Annotated in this window: 21 protein-coding genes; 7 read left to right on the plus strand and 14 right to left on the minus strand. The window is 54.6% G+C overall.

Going from position 1 to position 22,840, the window contains the following annotated elements; genetic code table 11:
• Positions 1-41 precede the first annotated feature (41 nt).
• Positions 42-1,799, plus strand: a complete 1,758-nt coding sequence (dld, locus tag ACB496_RS14330; RefSeq protein WP_371972904.1) for a D-lactate dehydrogenase — start codon at positions 42-44, stop codon at positions 1,797-1,799.
• Positions 1,800-1,903: 104 nt separating this feature from the next.
• Positions 1,904-2,458: a GNAT family N-acetyltransferase gene (locus tag ACB496_RS14335; RefSeq protein ID WP_100779541.1), complete on the plus strand. Its 555-nt coding sequence runs from the start codon at positions 1,904-1,906 to the stop codon at positions 2,456-2,458.
• Positions 2,459-2,534: 76 nt separating this feature from the next.
• Here the strand turns inward: ACB496_RS14335 and pbpG are convergent, their stop codons facing one another.
• Positions 2,535-3,455 carry a D-alanyl-D-alanine endopeptidase gene (pbpG, locus tag ACB496_RS14340; protein WP_100779540.1) on the minus strand — a complete coding sequence of 307 codons (921 nt, stop codon included), beginning with the start codon at positions 3,453-3,455 and terminating at the stop codon, positions 2,535-2,537.
• 166 nt (positions 3,456-3,621) lie between these two features.
• Entirely contained in the window at positions 3,622-4,209 is a 588-nt protein-coding gene (locus tag ACB496_RS14345) for a Yip1 family protein (RefSeq protein WP_100779539.1), read from the minus strand.
• A 174-nt stretch (positions 4,210-4,383) separates the two neighbouring features.
• Here ACB496_RS14345 and ACB496_RS14350 point away from each other — a divergent pair, with 174 nt between their 5' ends.
• Complete coding sequence (locus ACB496_RS14350) at positions 4,384-4,950, plus strand: DedA family protein (RefSeq protein ID WP_107703233.1); 567 nt, start codon at positions 4,384-4,386, stop codon at positions 4,948-4,950.
• Between the two features lie 5 nt (positions 4,951-4,955).
• On the opposite strand, the gene ACB496_RS14355 is transcribed toward ACB496_RS14350, so the two are convergent.
• From ACB496_RS14355 to ACB496_RS14385, 7 genes are all read right to left on the minus strand, one after another.
• A complete protein-coding gene (locus tag ACB496_RS14355; protein WP_100779537.1) occupies positions 4,956-5,729 on the minus strand; it encodes an SDR family oxidoreductase in 774 nt (257 codons plus the stop codon).
• 47 nt (positions 5,730-5,776) lie between these two features.
• Positions 5,777-7,195 (minus strand): multidrug resistance outer membrane protein MdtQ, encoded by a 1,419-nt coding sequence (gene mdtQ, locus ACB496_RS14360; RefSeq protein ID WP_371972905.1) that lies wholly within the window; start codon positions 7,193-7,195, stop codon positions 5,777-5,779.
• Positions 7,196-7,552: 357 nt separating this feature from the next.
• Complete coding sequence (locus tag ACB496_RS14365) at positions 7,553-8,947, minus strand: glycoside hydrolase family 1 protein (protein ID WP_371972906.1); 1,395 nt, start codon at positions 8,945-8,947, stop codon at positions 7,553-7,555.
• Between the two features lie 12 nt (positions 8,948-8,959).
• On the minus strand, positions 8,960-10,822 hold the full coding sequence (bglF, locus tag ACB496_RS14370) for a PTS beta-glucoside transporter subunit IIABC (protein WP_371972907.1): 1,863 nt from the start codon (positions 10,820-10,822) through the stop codon (positions 8,960-8,962).
• A 137-nt stretch (positions 10,823-10,959) separates the two neighbouring features.
• A complete protein-coding gene (licT, locus tag ACB496_RS14375; RefSeq protein ID WP_100779533.1) occupies positions 10,960-11,793 on the minus strand; it encodes a BglG family transcription antiterminator LicT in 834 nt (277 codons plus the stop codon).
• Positions 11,794-12,085: 292 nt separating this feature from the next.
• Positions 12,086-13,018, minus strand: coding sequence for a tRNA dihydrouridine(16) synthase DusC (dusC, locus tag ACB496_RS14380; RefSeq protein WP_102104858.1), 933 nt, complete (start codon positions 13,016-13,018; stop codon positions 12,086-12,088).
• Between the two features lie 72 nt (positions 13,019-13,090).
• Positions 13,091-13,357 carry a hypothetical protein gene (locus ACB496_RS14385; RefSeq protein WP_100779531.1) on the minus strand — a complete coding sequence of 89 codons (267 nt, stop codon included), beginning with the start codon at positions 13,355-13,357 and terminating at the stop codon, positions 13,091-13,093.
• A 217-nt stretch (positions 13,358-13,574) separates the two neighbouring features.
• Here ACB496_RS14385 and ACB496_RS14390 point away from each other — a divergent pair, with 217 nt between their 5' ends.
• The 4 genes from ACB496_RS14390 (at position 13,575) to sanA (ending at position 16,527) form a co-directional block, all read left to right on the plus strand.
• A complete protein-coding gene (locus ACB496_RS14390) occupies positions 13,575-13,973 on the plus strand; it encodes a CidA/LrgA family protein (RefSeq protein WP_123427288.1) in 399 nt (132 codons plus the stop codon).
• Positions 13,970-14,665, plus strand: a complete 696-nt coding sequence (locus ACB496_RS14395; protein WP_100779529.1) for a CidB/LrgB family autolysis modulator — start codon at positions 13,970-13,972, stop codon at positions 14,663-14,665. Before ACB496_RS14390 ends, ACB496_RS14395 begins: the two co-directional genes overlap by 4 nt.
• Before the next feature lie 128 nt (positions 14,666-14,793).
• The gene (gene cdd, locus ACB496_RS14400) at positions 14,794-15,678 is read left to right on the plus strand and encodes a cytidine deaminase (protein WP_123427286.1); all 885 of its coding nucleotides are present in this window, start codon (positions 14,794-14,796) and stop codon (positions 15,676-15,678) included.
• A 129-nt stretch (positions 15,679-15,807) separates the two neighbouring features.
• Positions 15,808-16,527 carry an outer membrane permeability protein SanA gene (gene sanA / locus ACB496_RS14405; protein ID WP_100779527.1) on the plus strand — a complete coding sequence of 240 codons (720 nt, stop codon included), beginning with the start codon at positions 15,808-15,810 and terminating at the stop codon, positions 16,525-16,527.
• Between the two features lie 39 nt (positions 16,528-16,566).
• Here the strand turns inward: sanA and mglC are convergent, their stop codons facing one another.
• The 5 genes from mglC to yeiB form a co-directional block, all read right to left on the minus strand.
• The gene (gene mglC / locus ACB496_RS14410) at positions 16,567-17,577 is read right to left on the minus strand and encodes a galactose/methyl galactoside ABC transporter permease MglC (protein ID WP_100779526.1); all 1,011 of its coding nucleotides are present in this window, start codon (positions 17,575-17,577) and stop codon (positions 16,567-16,569) included.
• A 15-nt stretch (positions 17,578-17,592) separates the two neighbouring features.
• Positions 17,593-19,113 carry a galactose/methyl galactoside ABC transporter ATP-binding protein MglA gene (gene mglA / locus ACB496_RS14415; RefSeq protein ID WP_100779525.1) on the minus strand — a complete coding sequence of 507 codons (1,521 nt, stop codon included), beginning with the start codon at positions 19,111-19,113 and terminating at the stop codon, positions 17,593-17,595.
• A gap of 81 nt (positions 19,114-19,194) precedes the next feature.
• Positions 19,195-20,193, minus strand: coding sequence for a galactose/glucose ABC transporter substrate-binding protein MglB (mglB, locus tag ACB496_RS14420; RefSeq protein ID WP_063143782.1), 999 nt, complete (start codon positions 20,191-20,193; stop codon positions 19,195-19,197).
• Positions 20,194-20,488: 295 nt separating this feature from the next.
• Positions 20,489-21,511, minus strand: a complete 1,023-nt coding sequence (gene galS / locus ACB496_RS14425; RefSeq protein WP_371972908.1) for an HTH-type transcriptional regulator GalS — start codon at positions 21,509-21,511, stop codon at positions 20,489-20,491.
• A gap of 155 nt (positions 21,512-21,666) precedes the next feature.
• Positions 21,667-22,824, minus strand: coding sequence for a DUF418 domain-containing protein YeiB (yeiB, locus tag ACB496_RS14430; protein WP_371972909.1), 1,158 nt, complete (start codon positions 22,822-22,824; stop codon positions 21,667-21,669).
• Positions 22,825-22,840 lie beyond the last annotated feature (16 nt).

A 22,840-nucleotide genomic window follows, 5' to 3' on the forward strand; every position in this document is an offset into this window, starting at 1 on the left:
GCTTTACAGCGAGAAATTTGCCCCACCACAAGGAGTGGAAGATGACTTCTGTTCGCACACAAAATAACAACACTTTTATTAACGAACTGTCTCGCCTGGTCGGTCACTCACACCTGCTGACGGACCCGGAAAAAACCGCCCGCTATCGCAAGGGCTTCCGTTCCGGCCAGGGTGAAGCGCTGGCGGTAGTCTTTCCCGGCACGCTGCTGGAGCTGTGGCGTGTGCTGAGCGCCTGCGTCAACGCCGACAAAATCATTCTGATGCAGGCGGCCAATACCGGCCTGACGGAAGGCTCGACGCCAAACGGCAATGATTACGACCGGGATATCGTCATTATCAGCACCCTGCGTCTCGATAAACTGCATCTGCTGGACAAAGGTGAGCAGGTGCTGGCCTATCCTGGCACGACCCTTTATTCGCTGGAAAAAGCGCTCAAGCCGCTGGGTCGCGAGCCGCACTCGGTGATTGGCTCCTCCTGCATTGGCGCGTCGGTGATCGGCGGGATCTGCAACAACTCCGGCGGTTCGCTGGTGCAGCGCGGCCCGGCGTACACGGAAATGTCCCTGTTTGCACGCATTGATGAGAACGGAAAATTACAGCTGGTGAATCATCTGGGGATCAACCTGGGTGTCACGCCGGAGCAGATCCTCAGCAAGCTCGACGACGAGCGTGTGAACGACGCTGACGTGCAGCACGATGGCCGTCACGCCCACGATCACGATTACGTCGAACGCGTGCGCGACATTGAAGCCGATACCCCGGCGCGCTATAACGCCGATCCGGATCGTCTGTTCGAATCTTCCGGCTGCGCGGGCAAACTGGCGGTGTTTGCCGTACGTCTGGACACCTTCCCGGCGCAGAAAAATCAGCAGGTCTTTTATATCGGCACCAACCAGCCGGAGGTGCTGACCGAGATCCGTCGTCATATTCTGGGCGAGTTCACGAATCTGCCGGTCGCGGGTGAGTACATGCATCGCGATATTTACGATATCGCCGAGCGCTACGGCAAAGACACCTTCCTGATGATCGACAAGCTCGGCACCGACAAAATGCCGTTCTTCTTTACGATGAAAGGCCGCGCTGACGCCATGCTCGGTAAAGTGTCTCTGTTCAAACCGCACTTCACCGATCGCTTTATGCAGAAGCTGGGCACGGCTTTCCCGGCGCACCTGCCGCCGCGCATGAAGAGCTGGCGCGATAAGTACGAACACCACCTGCTGCTGAAAATGTCGGGCGACGGGATTGCCGAGGCGCAAACCTGGCTGGCGGATTACTTTAAAACTGCCGAGGGCGATTTCTTTGCCTGTACGCCGGAAGAAGGCAACAAGGCGTTCTTACACCGCTTCGCAGCTGCGGGCGCCGCGATTCGCTATCAGGCGGTTCACGCCGACGAAGTGGAAGATATTCTGGCGCTGGATATCGCCCTGCGTCGTAACGATACGGAGTGGTTTGAACACCTGCCGCCGGAAATCGACAGTAAGCTGGTGCATAAGCTCTACTACGGCCACTTTATGTGCCACGTTTTCCACCAGGATTACATCGTCAAAAAAGGCGTTGATGCGCATGCCCTGAAGGAGCAGATGCTCGAACTGCTGCGCGCGCGCGGGGCACAATACCCGGCCGAACATAACGTCGGACACCTGTATGAAGCGCCAGAAACGCTTAAACGTTTTTATCGCGAGAATGACCCGACAAACAGCATGAATCCCGGCATTGGTAAGACGACGAAGCATAAATACTGGAAAGAGGCGACGCAGACAGAGCGCGACGAGACGCAACCCTCTGATCAAACACTATAGCCACACTGAAATTATTGTTAAGCCAGTAACAATCGTACTAGAGTAATCTCACCCCGCCGGAGAACCGCTTCTCCGGCTTTTTTTTCCTGAGGAGTCCGCCCATCATGTCGGCCGTTGATATCCTGTCCGCTTCCGAAGTCGAGGTGCGCGACGCCCAACCTGACGACGTACATGCCATTGCCGCGATCTACGCCTGGCATGTGCTGAACGGGCGTGCATCGTTTGAAGAAGTTCCCCCCACCATCGAAGAGATGCGCCAGCGCATGAGCACGATTGCCGCCGATGGTTTGCCGTGGCTGGTGGCGCTCTATCGCGGCGTGGTGGTGGGATACTGCTATGCGGCGCTGTATCGCGCGCGCCCTGCCTATCGCTATACGCTTGAAGAGTCGATCTATGTGGATGCCAGCGCCACCGGACGAGGTTTTGGCAGCTCGCTGATGGATGCCCTGATTGAACGTTGTGAGCAGGGTCCGTGGCGGCAGATGATTGCCGTGGTCGGCGACGGGCATAACAATGCCGGTTCGATTCGGCTGCATAAAAAGCATGGTTTCGAGGTGGCCGGGCAGTTAAGAAGCGTGGGCTATAAGAAGGGAAACTGGCGGGATACGCTGATAATGCAGCGCCCCCTGAACGACGGTGACTGGACGCTGCCGGAGTAATTCGCGAGGCAAAACGTTTTGCCGGGCGGCACTGCGCCTGCCCGGCCTGCAAACCGTGGATTCACCTGCCACGCGCTCAGTCGTTCTGTGCGGTTTCCATCTGCGCCGCTTTTTGCTTTTTATAGCTCAGTGCTGCCGCCGGAACTGGCATCACTTTTCCGGTTTCAATCCAGGTACGCAAACGGCTGGCATCAGCGAAGTGAGTGTATTTGCCAAACGCATCCATCACCACCAGCGCCACCGGTTTGCCGTTAAACACGGTACGCATCACCAGACAGTGGCCAGCCGCATTGGTAAAGCCGGTTTTCGTCAGCTGGATGTTCCAGTTTTCGCGATACACCAGATGGTTAGTATTGCGGAACGGTAAGGTGTACGCCGGATTCGCAAAGGTCGCCATCTCTTCACGCGTGGTACTCAGCTGACCGATCAGCGGGTACTGTTTGCTGGCGATCAGCAGGTGGGTCAGGTCGCGTGCGGTGGAGACGTTGTGAATCGACAGCCCGGTTGGCTCGACAAAACGGGTGTTGGTCATGCCCAGGGATTTGGCTTTGGCATTCATCGCCCGGATAAATGCGTTATATCCGCCCGGATAATGGTGCGCAAGGCTCGCGGCCGCCCGGTTTTCCGAGGACATCAGTGCCAGCAGCAGCATATTTTTACGGCTGATTTCGCTGTTCAGACGCACGCGGGAGTATATCCCTTTCATCTCTGGCGTCTGGCTGATATCGACTTTCAGTTTCTCATCCAGCGGCAGTCGTGCATCGAGCACCACCATCGCGGTCATTAATTTGGTAATCGACGCGATCGGACGCACCAGATCCGGGTGACTGGAATAGATCACCTTGTTGGTATTCAGATCGACAATCATCGCGCTACCGGAGGCGATTTCCGGCTGAGCGGCAGTGGTCACTGCGGTTGTTTTGGCAATCGCTGGCGCGGCAACGGGCACAGCCAGGATCAGCGCAAGGCTAAGTAAAGAAACTCGGAATTTCAGCATGGTGAGACTTCTGATAATTATTCATGCACGTGATGACGTACGCCTCCCGTTACAACGAGCGAAACAGGCTGGCAAAGGCATCATAGCTGCCCTGATGAGTTGTCGCCAGCGGAGAATCGTGAACAGATGCTGCATTGCTGGCATTTACGCCAGCAATGCATTTACCTCAGAAGAGACGATAGCCGTAGCCCCACAGGATCACCGTAAGTGCCAGCAGCGCCTCCAGCACCAGCACGCCAATCGCGAGAGTTGAACTGGAGAAACTTAAGCCTTCTTCTTTGTTAATGTTGAGGAAGGTCGGAATACCCACGTACAGCAGATAGCCGGTGTAAAACAGTGCGATGGTACCCACCAGCGCACACAGCCATACCAGCGGATAGAGCGCCACGATGCCGCTCATAAACAGCGGTGTTGCCACGTATCCGGCAAATACCATGCACAGGGTAAGCGAGGGACGCTGAGGATAGTTTCGCGCCATCCAGTAGATCACCCGCCCCATCACCGCGACGCCTGCCAGCATTAAACCGTAGAAGACCACCGCCAGTGCCAGCCCCGTCATCCATGAGAGCGTCACGACGTTGCCATCGCCAAAATTCCAGCCGATTTGTGTTGTGCCAATAAACGCGCAGATCACCGGTACAGCAGCCATGAGCAGGACATGGTGCGTGTAGTGATGCGCGACCGTTTCGTTCTCGCTTCTGATGACATGCATCTCACGATCGGGATGGGAAAACAGCCCCCAGACATGGTTCATACAGCCCCCTCATTGTCGGCTCGCAAGGCGATACTGTAAGTATAATGCAGCTTTAGATTATTTTATGACCAGCGGCAAAATTGCCGCTTCGGGGAAATCGTCCTGGTTGCCACACCATTGATTCACAGGGTGTATGCTTAAGGAAGGTTTACACAGGGAGACACCGCTGAACTCATGGATATCAATAGTCTGATTGAACAGTACGGATATGCGGCGCTGGTGATAGGGAGCGTGGCGGAAGGGGAAACCATCACCCTGCTAGGCGGGGTGGCCGCACATCAGGGGCTGCTTCGTTTCCCGCTGGTGGTCGCCGCGGTAGCGCTGGGGGGAATGATTGGCGATCAGTTGCTCTATCTGCTGGGATTGCGCTTTGGCCCCACGCTGCTCAAACGTTTTGCCCGGCATCAGAAAAAAATCAACCGCGCGCAGCGGCTGATTCAGCGTCACCCTTATCTGTTTGTGATCGGTACCCGGTTTATGTACGGCTTTCGCATCATCGGCCCGCTGCTGATTGGCGCCAGCCGCCTGCCGCCGAAAATCTTTCTGCCGCTAAACATCATTGGTGCCATCGCCTGGGCGCTGATATTCACTTCGCTCGGCTATGTGGGCGGCGAAGTGATTGGCCCCTGGCTGCACAACCTCGACCAGCATCTGAAGCACTGGATCTGGCTGATACTGGTGGTGGCAGGCGTCATTATCTGGCGACTGTGGCGCAAGCATCGGGAAAACGATCGCGACTAGCGTCGTTATTCCGCCGGTTTAAACTGCGGATTCGCCAGCATAAAGCCGCCGTCGACAATAAACGATTGCCCCGTGGTATAGCTGGCATCCGTGTCGCACAGCCACGCGACAAGGCTTGCGATCTCATGGGTTTGCCCAGGCCGACCGAGAGGGATCTCGGGCATGGAGCCTTCTTCGACTTCGCTGTCATCCATGCCGTTCATCGGCGTGGCGATAGCGCCAGGGGCAACCGCATTGACCAGGATCTTGTGCTGCACCAGCTCAAGGGCCATTGATTTTGTCAGGCCGCCCAGCGCATGTTTCGCTGCGGTGTAGGCGCTGGCCTCCGGTAGCGGGGTGTGCTCATGCACCGAGGTAATATTCACAATCCGCCCCCCCTGCCCCTGCTTCACCATCTGCCGGGCGGCAAGTTGTGAACAGAGAAACGCGCCATCCACATCCACGGTAAAAATCCCGCGCCAGTCGTCAAACGTCATATCAAGAAACGGGGCTTTGGCCATCGCGCCGGCGTTGTTGACCAGCGCATCCAGCCGACCAAAGCGGGCGATAAGCGTCTCAATGGCTTTCGCCCCCTCGGGCAGGTGGCTGAGATCCAGCTGTATCGCCTCGGCGCGACGCCCCAGGGCTTCTATTTCACGACAGGTCTGGAGTGCCCCCTCTTCATCCGAATGCCAGGTCACGCCAATATCAAACCCGCGCTCAGCCAGAAGTAGCGCCGTTGTTTTACCGATTCCGGAATCTGATGCCGTAACAATGGCCACACGCTGAACTGATGCCATACCTACCTCCGCCATGACGCAAAAAGGTAAGTATAGATAACGTCCTGTTAACCGTGGTGATACCCGCCACCCAGGGCGGAGGTCAGCTGCAGGGTGGCGTCCACATATTGCCCCTGAAGCGTCAGGCTCGCGATGTGCTCCTGCAACGCCGGAATTTTCGCTTCGCTGACGCGTGAGCCGGCGATGATCCCCGCATGAAAACGGGCCTGCGCCTGGGCCACCACCCGTGCGGTATCGGCTTCAACCTGCTGCTGTTGCTGATTTTTGTTCATCAGCGTCTCCACTTCACTGGCCGTGCGCGCCACCTGATTCACTGCATCGACCACCGCTTTGTTGTAGTTCGCGACGGACAGATTGCTCTGCGCCTGAGCGATGTCGAGATTCGCATTGAGGCGACCGCTGTCGAAGATCGGCAGCGTCAGTCCGGCAGTGACCCCCATCTGCTGGGCCGATGAGCGGAACAGATCGCTTAAGTGCAGGGCGTCCTGTTGCAGAAAAGCCATCAGATTAACGTCCGGATAAAACGCGGCTTTCGCTGCATCCACGTCATTCATGGACGCTTCAATGTACCAGTGCGCCTCCTGAAGATCGGGACGGCGGGCCAGCAGGTCATAGCCCAGCGTCGGCGGTAGCGAAGCGTCGATTTTCGGCAGCGGGTGCGGTGTGAGCGTCACTGACGTGGTATTGGTCAGCGCCTGCAACCGCGCCTCAATGGCTTTCATTTTGCCACTGACTTCCGCCCTCTGTTCCTGCGTTTTGCTGGCATTGATATCGGTGACGACACCTTCTACGGAGGAGGTAATGCCGTGCTGGTAGAGTTCACGATCGACGGCAATAATCGACTCTTGTTCCTGTTTGATGTCCGTCAGCACATGACCAATCTCGGCCTGCGTTTGCCACTCCCAGTACAGGCGCGCCACGCTGCTGGCGAGAAGCTGGCGGGTCTGTTCCATCTCCGCTTTCTGCGCATTGACTTTGCCGATCCGGGCCTCGATCTGGGAGCGGTTTTTCCCCCACAAATCCAGATCCCATCCCGCCGTCAGGCCAAAGGTGCCGTTGGTGTACCACGGCCCGGTGGTGCCCGCCGCAGGATCGGTCTCGGCGAACGGACCCATCAGCCCTTCTGCCGACATTTTTTGCCGCTCGGCGTCCGCCGAAAAATCAATCTGCGGGCCACCCGCAGCCACAGCCATTTTGGCCTGAGCTTCCGCGAGGGCGATACGCTGGTGGGCAATCTGCATATCCGGCGCATCGGCCAGCGCTTTGGCAATCAGAGCGTTCAGCTCCGGGTCGTGGAACTCTTTCCACCACTCATTTTTCGGCCACTGGGTGTGGGCCAGCTGAGTGTTGATTTTCGCCACGGGAGCCTGCTGATGCAGAGACGCCGCCGTGTCGTGGCCCGGCGCACAGGCCACCAGCAATAAAGAGAGAGGTAAGCTAAAAGAGAAAATAATTGAACGTTTCATTACGCCATTCACGCAAAAAAGAAAGGGGCAAATTACGCCTGCTGCATTACTTTTTTTTAGTAACGCGTGGCAACCCTTACTTTGTCATACATTCACACACTCAGAAAAATATTCCCCTTACGAATTAGACAATTACATTCATTCACAGCACTTATTGATTAAGCATTTGATGCGGCTGCTACACTTAAATAGACGTAAGCCCAATAGCAAAGTTGAAGGAGAAGGGAATGAAAATATTACTGTGGGTTATTTTGATTATTTTCTTAATTGGTTTACTGGTGGTGACGGGCGTATTTAAAATGATTTTCTGATAATTTGCCCGACCGATTTTTACCGGTCGGGCAAAGCGTGGTGCCATTACGCTTTTAGCGAAGCGCCTTTGGTCGAAATGACCTCTTTGTACCAGTAGAAGCTTTTCTTACGGCTGCGGGCCAGCGTGCCATTACCGCTGTCGTCGCGATCGACGTAAATAAAGCCGTAGCGTTTGGACAACTCAGCTTTCGACGCGCTCACCAGATCGATAGGTCCCCAGCTGGTGTAACCCATCACCTCGACACCGTCTTCCAATGCCTCATGCACCTGCACCAGATGATCGTTGAGATAGGCAATACGGTAGTCATCCTGCACGACACCGTCGGCATCGGGTTTATCTTTCGCGCCCAGACCATTTTCGACAATAAACAGCGGCTTCTGATAGCGATCCCAAAGCACATTCAGCAGAGTACGCAGGCCGACCGGGTCAATCTGCCAGCCCCACTCAGAGCTTGCGAGATGCGGGTTTGGCACCATGCTTAAAATGTTGCCGCGCGCCTGCTGGTTTAACTCTTCATCCGTGGTCACACAACCGGTCATGTAATAGCTGAAGGAGATAAAATCTACGGTCGATTTCAGCGCCTCGCGATCGGCATCAGTTACGTCAAGCTGGATACCGTTATCGCGGAAGAAACGCAGCATGTAGCCCGGATAAGCGCCACGGCACTGCACATCACCGAAGAACTGCCATGCACGGTTCTCCTGCAACGCTTCCAGCACATCGTCCGGCTTACAGGTGAGCGGATAGACCAGCCCTCCCAGCAGCATATTGCCAATTTTGCCTTCCGGGACAATCTCATGACAGGCGTTAACCGCCAATGCGCTGGCCACCAGCTGATGATGGATTGCCTGGTAGACTTCCGCTTTACTGCTGGTTTCCGGCAGGCCGACGCCCGTCATTGGCGCATGCAGGGACATATTGATTTCGTTAAATGTCAGCCACAGCTTCACTTTCTCTTTGTAGCGGGTAAACACCGTGCGCGCATACCGCTCGAAGAAGCCAATCACCTGACGGCTGCCCCAGCCACCATACTGTTTCACCAGGCCCCACGGCATCTCATAGTGCGACAGCGTTACCAGTGGAGTGATATTGTGCGCGGCCAGTTCATCAAACAGTTTGTCGTAAAACGCCAGACCCGCTTCATTCGGCTGCGACTCATCCCCGTTCGGGAAAATACGCGTCCAGGCGATAGAGACACGCAGGCAGCTAAATCCCATTTCAGCAAACAGCTTAATATCGTCCGGGTAGCGATGATAAAAATCGATCGCCACATCCTTAATTCCGCTGTCGCCCGGAACGCGCTCTACCACCGGGCCAAATACCCCTTTCGGCTGGACGTCCGACGTTGACAGGCCTTTGCCATCTTCAAGGTAGGCGCCTTCTACCTGGTTGGCAGCAACCGCGCCGCCCCATAAAAATGTATCCGGGAAAGTTTTCATCACGTTCTCCTGTTATTGATGGCTGACGGTCAGCAGCGGCGAACCGGCGTTGACGGCGCTGGCCGCCACGGTGATCACCTCTGCATAACTGTCGCTGTTACTGATAAGAATCGGGGTGGCCAGATCGTATCCGGCGTCAAGAATGGCCTGTCTGTCGAATTCCAGCAGCAGATCGCCAGGCTTCACTTTATCGCCCACGTTCACGTGAGCGGTGAAATGCTTGCCGTCGAGCTTGACGGTGTCGATACCGACGTGGATTAGCACTTCAATGCCGCTGTCGCTTAGCAGGCCAATCGCGTGTTTGGTCTGGAATAGCGAGGCAACCTCACCCGCAAACGGGGCGAAAACGTTGTTGTCAGACGGGATAATGGCCGCGCCGTGACCGAGAAGACCGCTCGCGAAGGTGGCATCTGGCACCTGACTCAGGGCCAGAACCGTTCCGCTCATTGGCGAAAGTACATCGTCTTCGCCAGCGGTGAGTGCGACCGGCGTCGTCTCAACTGCGCGCCCCGGCATCCCTGCAACCAGCGTCAGCACGCAACTCAAAATCAGAGCAACCACAGTTCCGATAATGCCCCCCCACAGCGAAGCATCAATGCCACCCGGCGGGATCATCTGCGCAATGGTAAAGATATTGGCGAACCCGAAAGAGTAAACGTAAGCCTGGCTCAGGCCCACGATGGCCCCGCCAATCGACCCGGCCACGCAGCCAAAGATGAACGGACGACGCAGCGGCAAGTTCACGCCATACACCGCAGGCTCGGTGATACCAAAAATCCCCGCCGTTACCGATGAGCCCGCCAGCATTTTCAGACGCGCATCGCGCGTGCGCAGGAAGACCCCCAGCGCGGCACCCACTTGCCCCATCACCGCAGGCAGCAGCATCGGCAGCATTGAGTCATGCCCCAGTACCGCCAGGTTATTGATCATCAGCGGCACCAGCCCCCAGTGCAGGCCGAAGATCACGCACACCTGCCACAGCGCGCCCATCGCAGCGCCCGCCAGCCACGGGGCCAGGACATAAATCACCTGATATCCGTTAGCCAGCAGCTGGCTCAGCCAGGTCGCTACCGGCCCAATCACCAGGAAGGTTAGCGGGACGGTAACCGCTAAACAGATCAGCGGCGTAAAGAAGTTTTTCATCGACGACGGCAGCAGTTTGCCGCTCTTTTTTTCCAGCCAGCAGCTGACCCACGCGGCGAGAATAATCGGAATAACCGACGCGCTGTAGTTGAACCAGGTGACCGGAATCCCGAGAAACGCGTCCGCTACGGCACCGGTTTGTTGGCTGGCCTCAAACGCCTGAATCATCATCGGATGGGTCAGCGCGCCACCGATGACCATGGTGATAAACGGATTGCCGCCAAATTTCTTCCCGGCCGTGTAGCCCAGCACCAGCGGAAAGAAGAAGAACAAGGCATCGCTTGCCGCAAACCAGATTTTGTAGGTTCCACTGTCGGGGCTGAGCCAGCCGCAAACCACGGCCAGCGCCAGCAATCCTTTCAAAATACCGGATGCCGCCAGGATGCCAATAAACGGCGTAAAGATGCCGGAGACAACGTCAATCAAGCGCCCGAGAAGATGACTCTTGTCTCCGTTCTCGTCTGCTGCCACTGGCGTATCGTCATGCAAACCCGCTTCCGCCCGCACCGCTTTCCAGACATCATTCACATGGTTTCCAATCACCACCTGAAACTGCCCGCCGCTTTCGACGACCATGATCACGCCCGGATTTTTCTTCAGCCCTTCGGCATCCGCTTTTTGATTTTCTTTCAGTTTGAAGCGAAGCCGGGTGGCGCAATGAACCAGACTGATGATGTTCTCTTTGCCCCCTACGTGGCCGAGAATATCCTTCGCCAAAGCTTGATATTCCATCTCGATTTCCTTTCTTCGATGCCCGCAGGCATCTGGTGACTGAGTTTAAAAATAAAAAAAACCCGAGAACAGCATCTCTTCAGATGCCGCGCTCAGGTTTTGCCTGCGTTATGCAGTAACAATCCAGATTTTGGAGCTTATCGCCCCTCTTTTCTCACTCGCTCAATATGAATGGTGAGAAACATAATTTCTTCCGTCGTCAGCTCGCGCTGATAACTTTTCTGCAAATACTGCGCGATTTTCTCGGCGCAAATCCAGGCTTTCGCGTAGTTGTCTTTTACCGCCGTATGCAGCGTCACATCGTCATCTTCTACCACGGTGCGGGTCAGCATCCGTTGAGCAAAGAACTTCAGGTGGGTGACAAAGCGCTGATAGCTGAGCGACTCTTCGTCATATTCCAGCTGAAGCTGATACTTCACCAGCTGCAGGATCTCCTGCATAACGCGGGTGACGTGCATCACTTCGGGCATTTCGCTGTTCAGTTGCGCCGTGACCAGGTGAAGCGCGATAAACCCCGCCTCATCTTCGGCAAGCTCCACCCCCAGCCTGCTGGCGATAATCGCCCTTGCTTCCTGCCCCAGCTCAAACTCCTTCGGGTACAGACGTTTGATCTCCCACAACAGCACGTTTTTGATCGCCAGGCCTTTCTTTTGCCGTTCGATGGCAAAATGGCAGTGGTCGGTCAACGTGATGTAGAGACTGTCCTGCAATTTCCCCAGCCGCTGCGCCGCCAGCCCAATAATGCGGTCGCAGGTGGTCATTACCTCAAGCGGGATCTGACTAAGTAATTCCCCTAATCGACGCGCCAGCTCATCGCTTTGCAGTGCGAAAACCTTTTCGACTTTCTCAGCGTCAAGATCGTCACCGATGCGTTTCTGGAAGGCCAGCCCGCGCCCCATCACGACCTGTTCGCGCATGTGCTCATCCAGAACAACCACCACATTATTATTGAGAATTTTGGCGATTTTCATCAGAACCCCAGAAACAAAAAAACCTGACCTCCAGCAGATGCCAGAAAATCAGGTTTTGCCTGCCGCAGCAGTAACAATCCAGTTTTCGCACTCTATCAGTTTCAATCGCAGCCTCAATGTACTACGCGTAAAAACGTGATACAGATCGTTATTGAGGCGGTTTTCAGTTTTGCCACCCCGCTCTCCTGCGCCAGAGGAACATATCGCTAAACGTAGCGCACATCGCCTTTAGTGAAACGCTATATGCCCTATGAAAGGCTGCGAGCGCAGTAATGCGAGGATCCCGACGCTATTATTTGGCCTGAATGACCCGCGCAATGTCGGCTGATGTCTGCAGAGTCCGAATTTCCTGAAATAACCCCAGCGCTTCGTCATATTCTTTGCGTAAATAGCTCAGCCACTGTTTGATACGTGCCACATGGTACAACCCGGTGTCGCCCTGCTTTTCCAGACGCGAATATTTTTGCAGCAGCGTGACCACATCCGGCCACGGCATACGCGGCTCGTTGTACTTCACCACCCGGCTCAGGTTAGGCACGTTCAGCGCCCCGCGCCCGATCATCACTGAATCGCAGCCCGTCTCTTTTATACACGCCTGCGCACTTTCGTAGTCCCAGATTTCGCCATTCGCGATCACCGGAATCGACAGACGCTTGCGGATCTCCCCAATCGCCTGCCAGTTGATGCGATCTGCTTTATAGCCGTCGTCTTTGGTGCGCCCGTGAACCACCAGCTCCGTCGCCCCGGCCTGCTGCACAGCATCGGCAATCTCAAACTGGCGGTCGTGACTGTCCCAACCCAGACGCACTTTTACCGTCACCGGAAGATGGGCAGGCACCGCCTCACGCATCGCTTTCGCGCCGCGATAGATCAGCTCAGGATCTTTTAGCAACGTTGCGCCACCGCCGCTGCCGTTGACCATTTTCGACGGACAGCCGCAGTTGAGATCGACACCGTATGAACCCAGTTCTACCGCACGGGCCGCGTTCTCCGCCAGCCATTCCGGGTATTGCCCCAGCAGCTGGATACGCACCAACGTACCGGAGGTGGTCCGGCTCTGACGATGCAGCTCCGGGCAGAGTCGATAAAACGACTTTACTGGCAACAGCATATCGACCACCCGCAAAAACTCGGTGACGCAGAGATCGTAATCATTTACCTCAGTCAGCAGCTCGCGCACTAATGAGTCGAGCACGCCTTCCATCGGCGCCAGTAAAACACGCATTCTAAAACCCTGTGAAAAAAGACCCGCTATAGTAGCCGCTCTCTATAAAGGTGCAAAGGGCTTAACGCGCGTCTATTTCATCACGACGTAGGCCACCGCCGTCAGAACGACCACGATGAGCAGCGTGAACGTCGGGCCCAGCGCGAAGGCGTAGACGTTCAGCTCATCTTCTTTTTTGATATCGTTGTAACGCGCCAGCGCACTTTGGGCATCGGGCGCCGTGATCTCTTCAAACTCCTGCTCATAGCCCTGCGCTTCCAGGTGCGACGAGCCCTCCGCATTGCCCTTCTCCACGGCGAAAATCTGTGTCCCTTTCCGGAAAAAAATGAATTCTGACATTAGAATCTCCTGATCGCGGGAATGGCTTTTATCATATCACTGCTTCAAAAATAGTCACCGCAACTACACTGTTTTGTATGGCTTTTGCTATGAATGCTGGGGAAATGCCTAACGTTCCAAAAAGGAATGTCTGGTATGCTCAAAAATCATGATGTGATCCATAGCACGTTTCTATGTTTAATTGTATGATGAATGCGTTCCATCAAGGACTTTCACCATGATCAAAACTCTGAATACCCTCTGGCAGTATCTGCGTGCTTTTATTCTGATCTATGCCTGCCTGTATGCCGGGATTTTCATTTCTTCCCTGCTACCGATCACCATTCCCGGCAGCATTATCGGCATGCTGATTCTTTTTCTGCTGCTGGCGCTGCAAATTCTGCCCGCGAAGTGGGTCAACCCTGGCTGCTTTGTGCTGATCCGCTATATGGCGCTGCTGTTTGTGCCGATAGGCGTGGGCGTGATGCAATATTACGATCTGCTTAAAGCGCAATACGGCCCGATTCTGGTCTCCTGCGCAGTGAGTACGCTGGTCGTGTTCCTGGTCGTGAGCTGGAGTTCGCATCTGGTTCATGGCGAACGCAAAGTCGTTGGGCAGAAAGGAAGTCAAAAATGATGGCCAATATCTGGTGGTCGCTGCCATTGACACTGGTGGTGTTTTTCGCCGCACGTAAACTTGCCGCGCGTTTCAAGATGCCGCTTCTCAACCCGCTGCTGGTGGCGATGGTGGTGATTATTCCGTTCCTGCTGCTCACCGGCATTCCTTACGAACGCTATTTTGCGGGCAGCAAAATTTTAAACGATCTGCTCCAGCCTGCCGTCGTGGCGCTGGCATTTCCGCTTTACGAGCAGCTGCATCAGATCCGCGCGCGTTGGAAATCGATCATCACCATCTGTCTGATTGGTAGCGTCGTCGCCATGGTAACGGGAACGTCAGTGGCGCTGCTGATGGGGGCGTCGCCGCAAATCGCCGCCTCTATTCTGCCGAAATCCGTGACCACGCCGATTGCGATGGCCGTGGGCGGCAGCATCGGTGGTATCCCGGCCATTAGCGCCATGTGCGTGATTTTTGTCGGGATCCTGGGTGCGGTGTTTGGTCACACGTTGCTCAATGTCATGCGTATCCGTACCAAAGCCGCCCGCGGGCTGGCGATGGGTACGGCCTCCCACGCCCTCGGCACTGCTCGCTGTGCGGAGCTGGACTATCAGGAAGGCGCGTTCAGTTCGCTGGCGCTGGTGATTTGCGGGATCATGACCTCATTGATCGCTCCGTTCCTGTTCCCAATTATTCTGGCGGTAGTGGGCTAAAATTTGCGATGCGTCGCGCAAATTTCATTTTGTTTTCATAAGTTGCATACATAATGAGAACTAGATCACATATAAAGCGCTATTGGCTCCGTACACTACCGATCCATTAACCTTTATGAGGCATTGCCATGCACCCACGTTTTCAAACTGCTTTTGCCCAGCTCGCAGAGAATTTGCAATCAGCCCTGGCTCCGGTTCTGGCGGATACGCACTTCCCCGCCCTGCTGACTGCGGAGCAGGTCACGACGCTTAAACAGGCTACGGGACTGGACGAAGACGCGCTGGCTTTCGCACTACTGCCGCTGGCTGCTGCCTGCGCCAGAGCCGATCTCTCCCACTTTAACGTTGGCGCGATTGCGCGCGGCGTGAGCGGGACCTGGTATTTCGGCGGGAACATGGAGTTCCTTGGTGCGACCATGCAACAGACCGTCCATGCAGAACAGAGCGCCATCAGCCATGCCTGGCTGCGTGGGGAAAAAGCGCTGCAGGCCATCACCGTGAACTACACCCCTTGCGGTCACTGCCGTCAGTTTATGAATGAACTGAACAGCGGTCTACAACTGCGCATCAACCTGCCAGGCCGTGAGCCGCATACGCTGGGCGATTACCTGCCGGACGCCTTTGGCCCGAAAGACCTGGATATCAAAACTCTGCTGATGGACGACCAGGATCATGGCTATGCGTTAGCGGGCGATGACCTGGCGCAAGCGGCCATTGCGGCGGCAAACAAAAGTCATACGCCGTACAGCAAGTCGCCAAGCGGCGTGGCGCTGGAGCTGCGTGATGGCAAAATCTTCAGCGGCAGCTATGCCGAAAACGCGGCATTCAACCCGACGCTGCCACCGCTGCAAGGCGCCCTGAACCTGCTGAGCCTCAACGGGTACGACTACCCGGATATTCAGCGTGCGATTCTGGCAGAAAAGGCCGATGCGCCACTGATCCAGTGGGACGCCACCGCCGCCACCCTCAAGGCGCTCGGCTGTACCAGTATCGACCGTACGCTGCTGGCGTAATAGACCTGTGCGGGCAGAAATGCCCGCCCTGCTGATGAAATTCCCCCCAATCAAACCGCTGTTTCTTGCGATTACCAGGCGGGTAAAGTAGCCTGAGTGAAATTTCCCTCCACGGAACGAGCCATCTTCATGTTAAAGCGCGTGTTTTACAGCCTGTGTGTCCTGGTCGGCATTCTGCTGTTGACTGTGCTCGGCCTCGACCGCTGGATGAGCTGGAAAACCGCCCCCTATATCTTTGACGATCTGCAGGATTTGCCTTATCGCCAGGTGGGTGTGGTGCTGGGGACGGCCAAGTATTATCGCACCGGCGTGATTAATCAGTACTACCGCTACCGCATTCAGGGGGCGCTGAACGCCTACAACAGCGGCAAGGTCAATTACCTGCTGCTGAGCGGCGATAACGCCCAGCAAAGCTATAACGAACCGATGACCATGCGCAAAGATTTGATTGCTGCTGGCGTCGATCCGGCGGATATCGTTCTCGACTATGCCGGATTCCGCACCCTGGACTCCATTGTGCGTACGCGTAAAGTCTTTGATACTAACGATTTTATTATCATCACCCAGCGCTTCCATTGCGAGCGCGCGCTGTTTATTGCCCTGCATATGGGGATTCAGGCGCAGTGCTACGCGGTCCCTTCTCCGAAAGATATGTGGAGCGTTCGTGTGCGTGAGTTTGGCGCACGCTTTGGCGCGCTGGCGGATCTCTATCTCTTCAAACGTGAACCGCGCTTTTTAGGCCCGCTGGTGCCGATTCCGGAGATGCATCAGGTGCCTGAAGATGCACAGGATTATCCGGCGGTTACCCCGGACCAACTGCTGGAATTGCAGAAGAAAGAGAAGAAATAAAAAAACCCGCTCGTGAGCGGGTTTTTCTTTTTGGCAAGATTACTTCTTACGCGCGTATTTCAGGGAATCCAACGCCACCGCAAAGATGATAATCGCCCCTTTGATGATGTACTGCCAGTACGGGTTCACACCGATATAGGTCAATCCGTAGTTGATAACGGTAAAGATGATTACACCCGTCACCACGCCTACCACCGTACCTACACCGCCACTGAAGGAGACGCCGCCCACCACGCAGGCTGCGATAGCATCCAGTTCGTACATGAAGCCGAGGTTGTTCGTCGCTGAGCCGATACGACCCGCTTCCAGCAAACCACCGAAGGCATAGAACACGCCGGACAGGGCATAAATCATCAGCAGGTTCAGGGCCACGTTAACGCCGGACACTTTTGCTGCTTCCGGGTTGCCGCCGATAGCGAAGATGTTTTTACCGAAGCGCGTTTTGTTCCACAGCACCCAGACAAAGGCCACGGCGATCAGCGCGTAGAAGGTGATGTAGGAGAGACGGAAACTGCCCAGCGCCACAAAGCCCTGCGCGAAGGTCGAGAAGCCGCTGTCGAAACCAGAAATCGGGGATGCACCCACGAAGTCGTAGTACAGGGAGTTGATACCGTAAACGATAATCATCGTACCCAGCGTGGTGATAAACGGCGTCACGTTCAGATAGGCGATGATAATACCGTTGATCAGACCGATGATGGCACCCACCACACAGACAATCAGCACCACCACAATAATTGGCATGGTGGCCATCTCCGGGAACACTTTGTTGGCGTTTTCCATCGACTGCAATAGCGTGGCGGCCACAACCGCCGCCAGACCCACCTGGCGCCCTGCTGACAGGTCCGTACCCTGAGTCACAATCAGCCCCGCCACGCCCAGCGCGATGATGATACGCACGGAGGACTGGGTCAAAATGTTACTCAAGTTAAGCAAACTTAAGAACGTAGGGTCCTGGAAAATAATAATGGCCAGTAATACTAAAAGAACGACGTAAATACCGCCCTCTTTCAGATAAGTGAGAAAACTTTTTTTATTTAACGCACTCATGAGGAGCCCCTGATCTTAAAGGTGCAAAGACGCAAGACGGAGAATTTCGTTTTGCGTTGTCGTTTTGGTGTCAACAATTCCGGCAACGAGACCATTGCTCATAACCAGAATACGATCTGTGATCCCTAACAATTCCGGCATTTCGGAAGAAATAATAATGATCCCTTTATTCTTTTTAGCCAGTTCAGCAATCAGCTGATAGATTTCAAATTTTGCACCCACGTCAATACCGCGCGTCGGCTCATCAAGCATTAAAATTTCTGGCTGCGTTAATAACCAGCGACCAATAATAACCTTCTGCTGGTTACCGCCGGAAAGTGAACCGATTTGCGTCTGGTGCCCTGGGGTTTTTACACGCATTGAGTCGATAACCCACTGGGTATCGCTTTTCATGCGGGAAGTATCCAGCAGGCCCATCTTATTTTTATAGTTACGAATATTGGAGATTAACGAGTTGAAGTTAATATCCAGATAAGCATAAATCCCCGTCGAACGACGCTCTTCGGTCACCAGGGCAAAGCCGTGGTTAATCGCTTCGTTGGCGTTATGGTTATTAATACGCTTACCGTGCAGCGTAATGGTGCCGTCCGATTTTTCACGGATACCAAATAAGGTTTCCACGATATCGGTACGTTTCGCACCGACCAGGCCTGCAATACCCAGAATTTCGCCCTTATGCAGGTCGAAGGAGACATCGCGGATAGAGGGCTGGCGCAAAGACGTAAGGTTGCGAACTTCCAGAATCACTTCGCCCGGCTTGTTCTCTTTGTCCGGGAAGCGCTGGTTCAGGGAGCGGCCGACCATCATGGCGATGATCTTGTCCATATCCAGCCCTTCGAGAGGCTGAGTGGTGATCCACTGGCCGTCACGCAGAATGGTGATTTCATCGCACAGCTGGAAGATCTCTTCCATTTTATGCGAGATATAGACGATGCCGCAGCCACGCTCTTTCAGCTTACGGATAATGGTGAAAAGGTGGTTCACCTCTTTTTCCGTCAGGGATGACGTTGGCTCATCCATAATCACGATTTTCGCGTTATAGGAGAATGCCTTGGCAATTTCAATCATCTGCATTTGTGAAACGGATAAAGTGCCTACGCGGGCGCGCGGGTCAATATCAATATCCAGTTCATCAAAAATCGCTTTGGTGTCGCGATACATTTTGTCCTGATCGACAAATACGCCTTTGGTTGGATAACGACCCAGCCACATATTGTCCATAACAGAACGCTGAAGCACCAGGTTTAATTCCTGGTGAACCATCGAAATACCATTCTCCAGTGCTTCCTTGGCGGAATGGAAGTCGATCTCTTTCCCCTGAAAAAGAATGCTACCAGAATCTTTTTGATAGATCCCAAAAAGGCATTTTAATAATGTTGATTTACCCGCACCATTCTCCCCCATCAACGCATGAATAGAGTGAGGACGTACTTTTAAATTAACATTGTCGAGAGCCTTAACGCCGGGAAAAGACTTGTTAATATTGCTCATTTCTAACAAGAATTCGCCTGACGACTGAGTATTTGTGCTGACCATAATTATACCTTGACGGCCTCGCATATCGCGTTATAAAAGGGCGCAACGAATTGCGCCCTGTGAGAACATGCAATCTCTAACTTATTTACCGATAAACTCAGCCAGGTTTGACTGGTCTACGCCCACGTAAGGAACGCGAACGATTTTGTTCTCGATTTTCCAGTTGGTGCCATCAGCCGCACCTTTGCCATCGGCCAGGTTTTTCGCCAGATCGAAGGTCGCTTTAGCCTGGTTATTCGCATCGTTCAGAACGGTACCGGCCATTGCGCCAGACTTAACCAGTGCCAGCGCTTCTGGCAGAGCATCCACGCCGAAGACAGGAATAGACGATTTGTTGTGCGCTTTCAGTGCTTCAACAGCACCCATTGCCATCGCATCGTTGTTGGCGATAACCACTTCGATTTTGTTCGCGTTCGGGCCAGACAGCCATGCGTCCATCTTATCTTTCGCCTGAGCGGTATCCCACATCGCGGTATCTAACGCCAGCTGCTGGGTTTTCAGACCTTTGTCGTTCAGCTCTTTGATCACATACGTGGTACGTGCTTCAGCATCCGGGTGGCCCGGCTCGCCTTTCAGCAGAACGAACTGAATCTGACCGTCTTTGTTCAGGTCCCAGTTCGGGTTCGCTGCCCAGTGTTTCGCGATCAGATCGCCCTGAATAATACCGGACTCTTTAGAGTCAGTACCGACATAGAAGGCTTTGTCATAGCTGTCCAGCGCTTTGCGGGAAGGCTCTTTGTTGAAGAAGACGATAGGCACATTCTGGCCACGTGCTTTTTCAATAACGGTGCCTGCAGCTGCCGGGTCAACCAGGTTGATGGCCAGGGCTTTCACGCCTTTCGCCAGCAGAACGTCGATCTGGTCGTTCTGTTTGGACTGGTCGTTCTGGGAGTCATTCATCAGCAGCTGAACGTCTGGCGCTGCTTTAGCATCTTTCTCGATAGCTTTACGAACAACAGACATAAAGTTGTCATCGTATTTATAGATTGTCACACCAATACGGGTATCCGCAGCGTGCGCAGCTGCACCAAAAAGCATGCTTGCCATAACAGCAGACAGAGTCAACACCTTCTTATTCATGGTATCTCCGGTTTTTTTTATGCAGGGTAGTTCTTGTGAATAACGGTCGGCGGGCAGATGTTAGAAAAACGTTACTGACAGCCGAAGTTCACTTATAAAATTTCTATCTTCCGTGTTCGGTAACGCTCCAGTAATGCGTTTTATTTGTCGTTTGGGGCACTTTGGCTATAGAGAAAGTGATTAATCACCGTTACATAGCGTTTCAGCTCCTAAAACGCTGACATCATAGTCAGCGGCTTGTTAAGATACTGTGAATTTACTCACAGATTGAAAACGGTTACATCACCTGACGTAATCAGTTAGTGATCGGAGCCACAATTTGTTTAACAGCCACAGAATGGCGGCGTACTAAAGTCGGCATGAAACAGTGTGTTGCGCTCAAATCCTGCTGCTCTGCGGCGCCCTGTAACGCCAGCTCCGTTGCCAGACGGGCCATGGACGCAATCGGATAGCGCACGGTAGTGAGCTGCGGGTCCGTGTAACGGGCAATCGGAATATCATCAAAACCAATCAATGACAGATGCTGCGGCACCGCAATGCCGTTGTCTTTCAGCGCAGTGAGCGCCCCGGCGGCCATACTGTCGTTGTAGGCAAAGACGGCGGTCAGTTGCAGATTCCGTCCGAGCAGTTCGACCATCGCGGCCTCCCCTCCCGGCATATCCGGCGAACCGGTACCAATCCAGCTGTCTGACGGCACAATCCCGGCTTCTTTCAGGGCGTTTTGCCAGCCTTCCCGTCGCATATCGTCATCTTCAATATGGTGACTGGAGGCGAGATAACCGATGCGCTGATGGCCGTTATTGAGCAGCATGCGCGTCGCCATCATCGCCCCGCTGACGTTGTCCAGCGTGACACAGCGGTGGGCATACCCCGGCACCACGCGGTTGATGAGAACCATGCCTGGGATTTGATCCATAAACCCCGCCAGCTCCTCATCGCTCAAGGCTTTTGAGTGGACAATCAGGGCGTTACATCGTTGGCGGATCAGCACCTCAATGGCGTGACGCTCTTTTTCAGCCTCGTGGTAGCTGTTACCGATCAGCACATATTTATGGTGCTGCTGGGCGACAACGTCCACGGCTTTCACCAGCGCACCAAAGAAGGCATCCGACACATCCATCACCACCACGCCAATGGTGTCGCTCACCTGGGTGGCGAGAGCCTGCGCATTGGCGTTGGGCCGATAGCCGAGCTGCGTCACCGCTTTCATCACGGTTTCACGCGTTTCAGGGCTGACCAGCGCGCTGTTATTCAGCACGCGGGAGACGGTAGCAACAGAAACACCCGCGATGCGGGCTACGTCACGAATGGTGATCATATTCACCATCCTTTAAAGGATTGCAGCAACTCACAGACACCCCCTGTGTTTAGCAAGGAGGCTATTCTGGCAGTGACAAGGAGGGGACTACGTGAAGAAGCTCACACAGATGAAAACGTTTACATCCGTTTTGTTAATGATTGTGATCCAGATCGTTATCTGGATGTATTAGTCAATGATACACCTGCAGCACGTGCGGTTAATTGACGCCACAACCATTCCAGCGGTCCCTGGCGGAAAAAACGCAGCCAGATGACGGAAAACACCAGATTCACTGCCCAGACCGGAATAACAAACGCCAGCAGATGAAGGCGGTCGAATTTCATAAACAGGCCGAAATGATAGAACAGCGTGGTGCAGATCAGAGTTTGCAGCAGATAATTGCTCAGCGCCATCCGGCCAACGCAGGCCACGGCAGCCACCAGTCGGAAACGGGCTATCTGCGGCCAGAAGCCGAAAATCAGCGCCGCATAGCCGATGGTCTGGAACGGGGCGCTCAGCTCACGCGGGGCCTGTAACAGGAACGCGCACCAGCGGTAATCCCAGCCCAGCATCCACTGCGCGACAATTGCGGGCAGATTGATGATGACACCAGTCAGCACCAGCGCACACCCGGTCCGGCGGTAATGAGTGAGACTAAATTCCCCTTTCAGCCAGCCGGTGCGCATTAGTGCCGCGCCCATCAGCATCATTCCCGCCAGCTGCCAGCCGTACTGCGCACCGAGGGCGATCAGGTTATCGCCGAGCATATCCGCGCGATTGCTGATCGCCTCCACGCCGCCTTTTAGCTTCCAGAACTGTTCATATTGCAGATTCGCCGCATCCGGGATCCATGAGCGGTTGGTCGACCCGCCGGAGATCATTCCCAGCAGCAACAGTACGCCGATGCCAATCAGATAGAGGATCGCACCCGTATTGAACAGGTTTTTTACGTCGTGGGCATCGCGGATCATCCGCCAGCAAATCAGACCGACTAACCCATAGGCCAGCAGAATATCGCCATCCCAGAAAAACAGGCCATGGATAAAGCCGAGCAGTACCAGCAGCGTCAGCCGCGACTGGATCCAGCGTTTGCCACGTTTGAGGAGCAGCTGCAGCCCTGCGCCGAAGAGGAGCGCAAAGAGCGTGAGGAATTTAACCTGCGCGAAGAGATCGAGAATCGCCCATGTCCAGGCGTCGCTGCGGGTAATATCGCCATACCAGGCGGGATTGAGATACGCCGCTTTGGGCAGTCCAAAAGCGGCGATATTCAGTAGCAGGATACCGAGAATGGCAACGCCACGTACAAAATCCAGCGTGACATTACGCTCCATCTATCCTGCCCTGTGG

The organism is Lelliottia nimipressuralis, from assembly GCF_041464075.1.
In the GTDB taxonomy this organism is placed as follows: Bacteria; Pseudomonadota; Gammaproteobacteria; order Enterobacterales; family Enterobacteriaceae; genus Enterobacter; species Enterobacter nimipressuralis.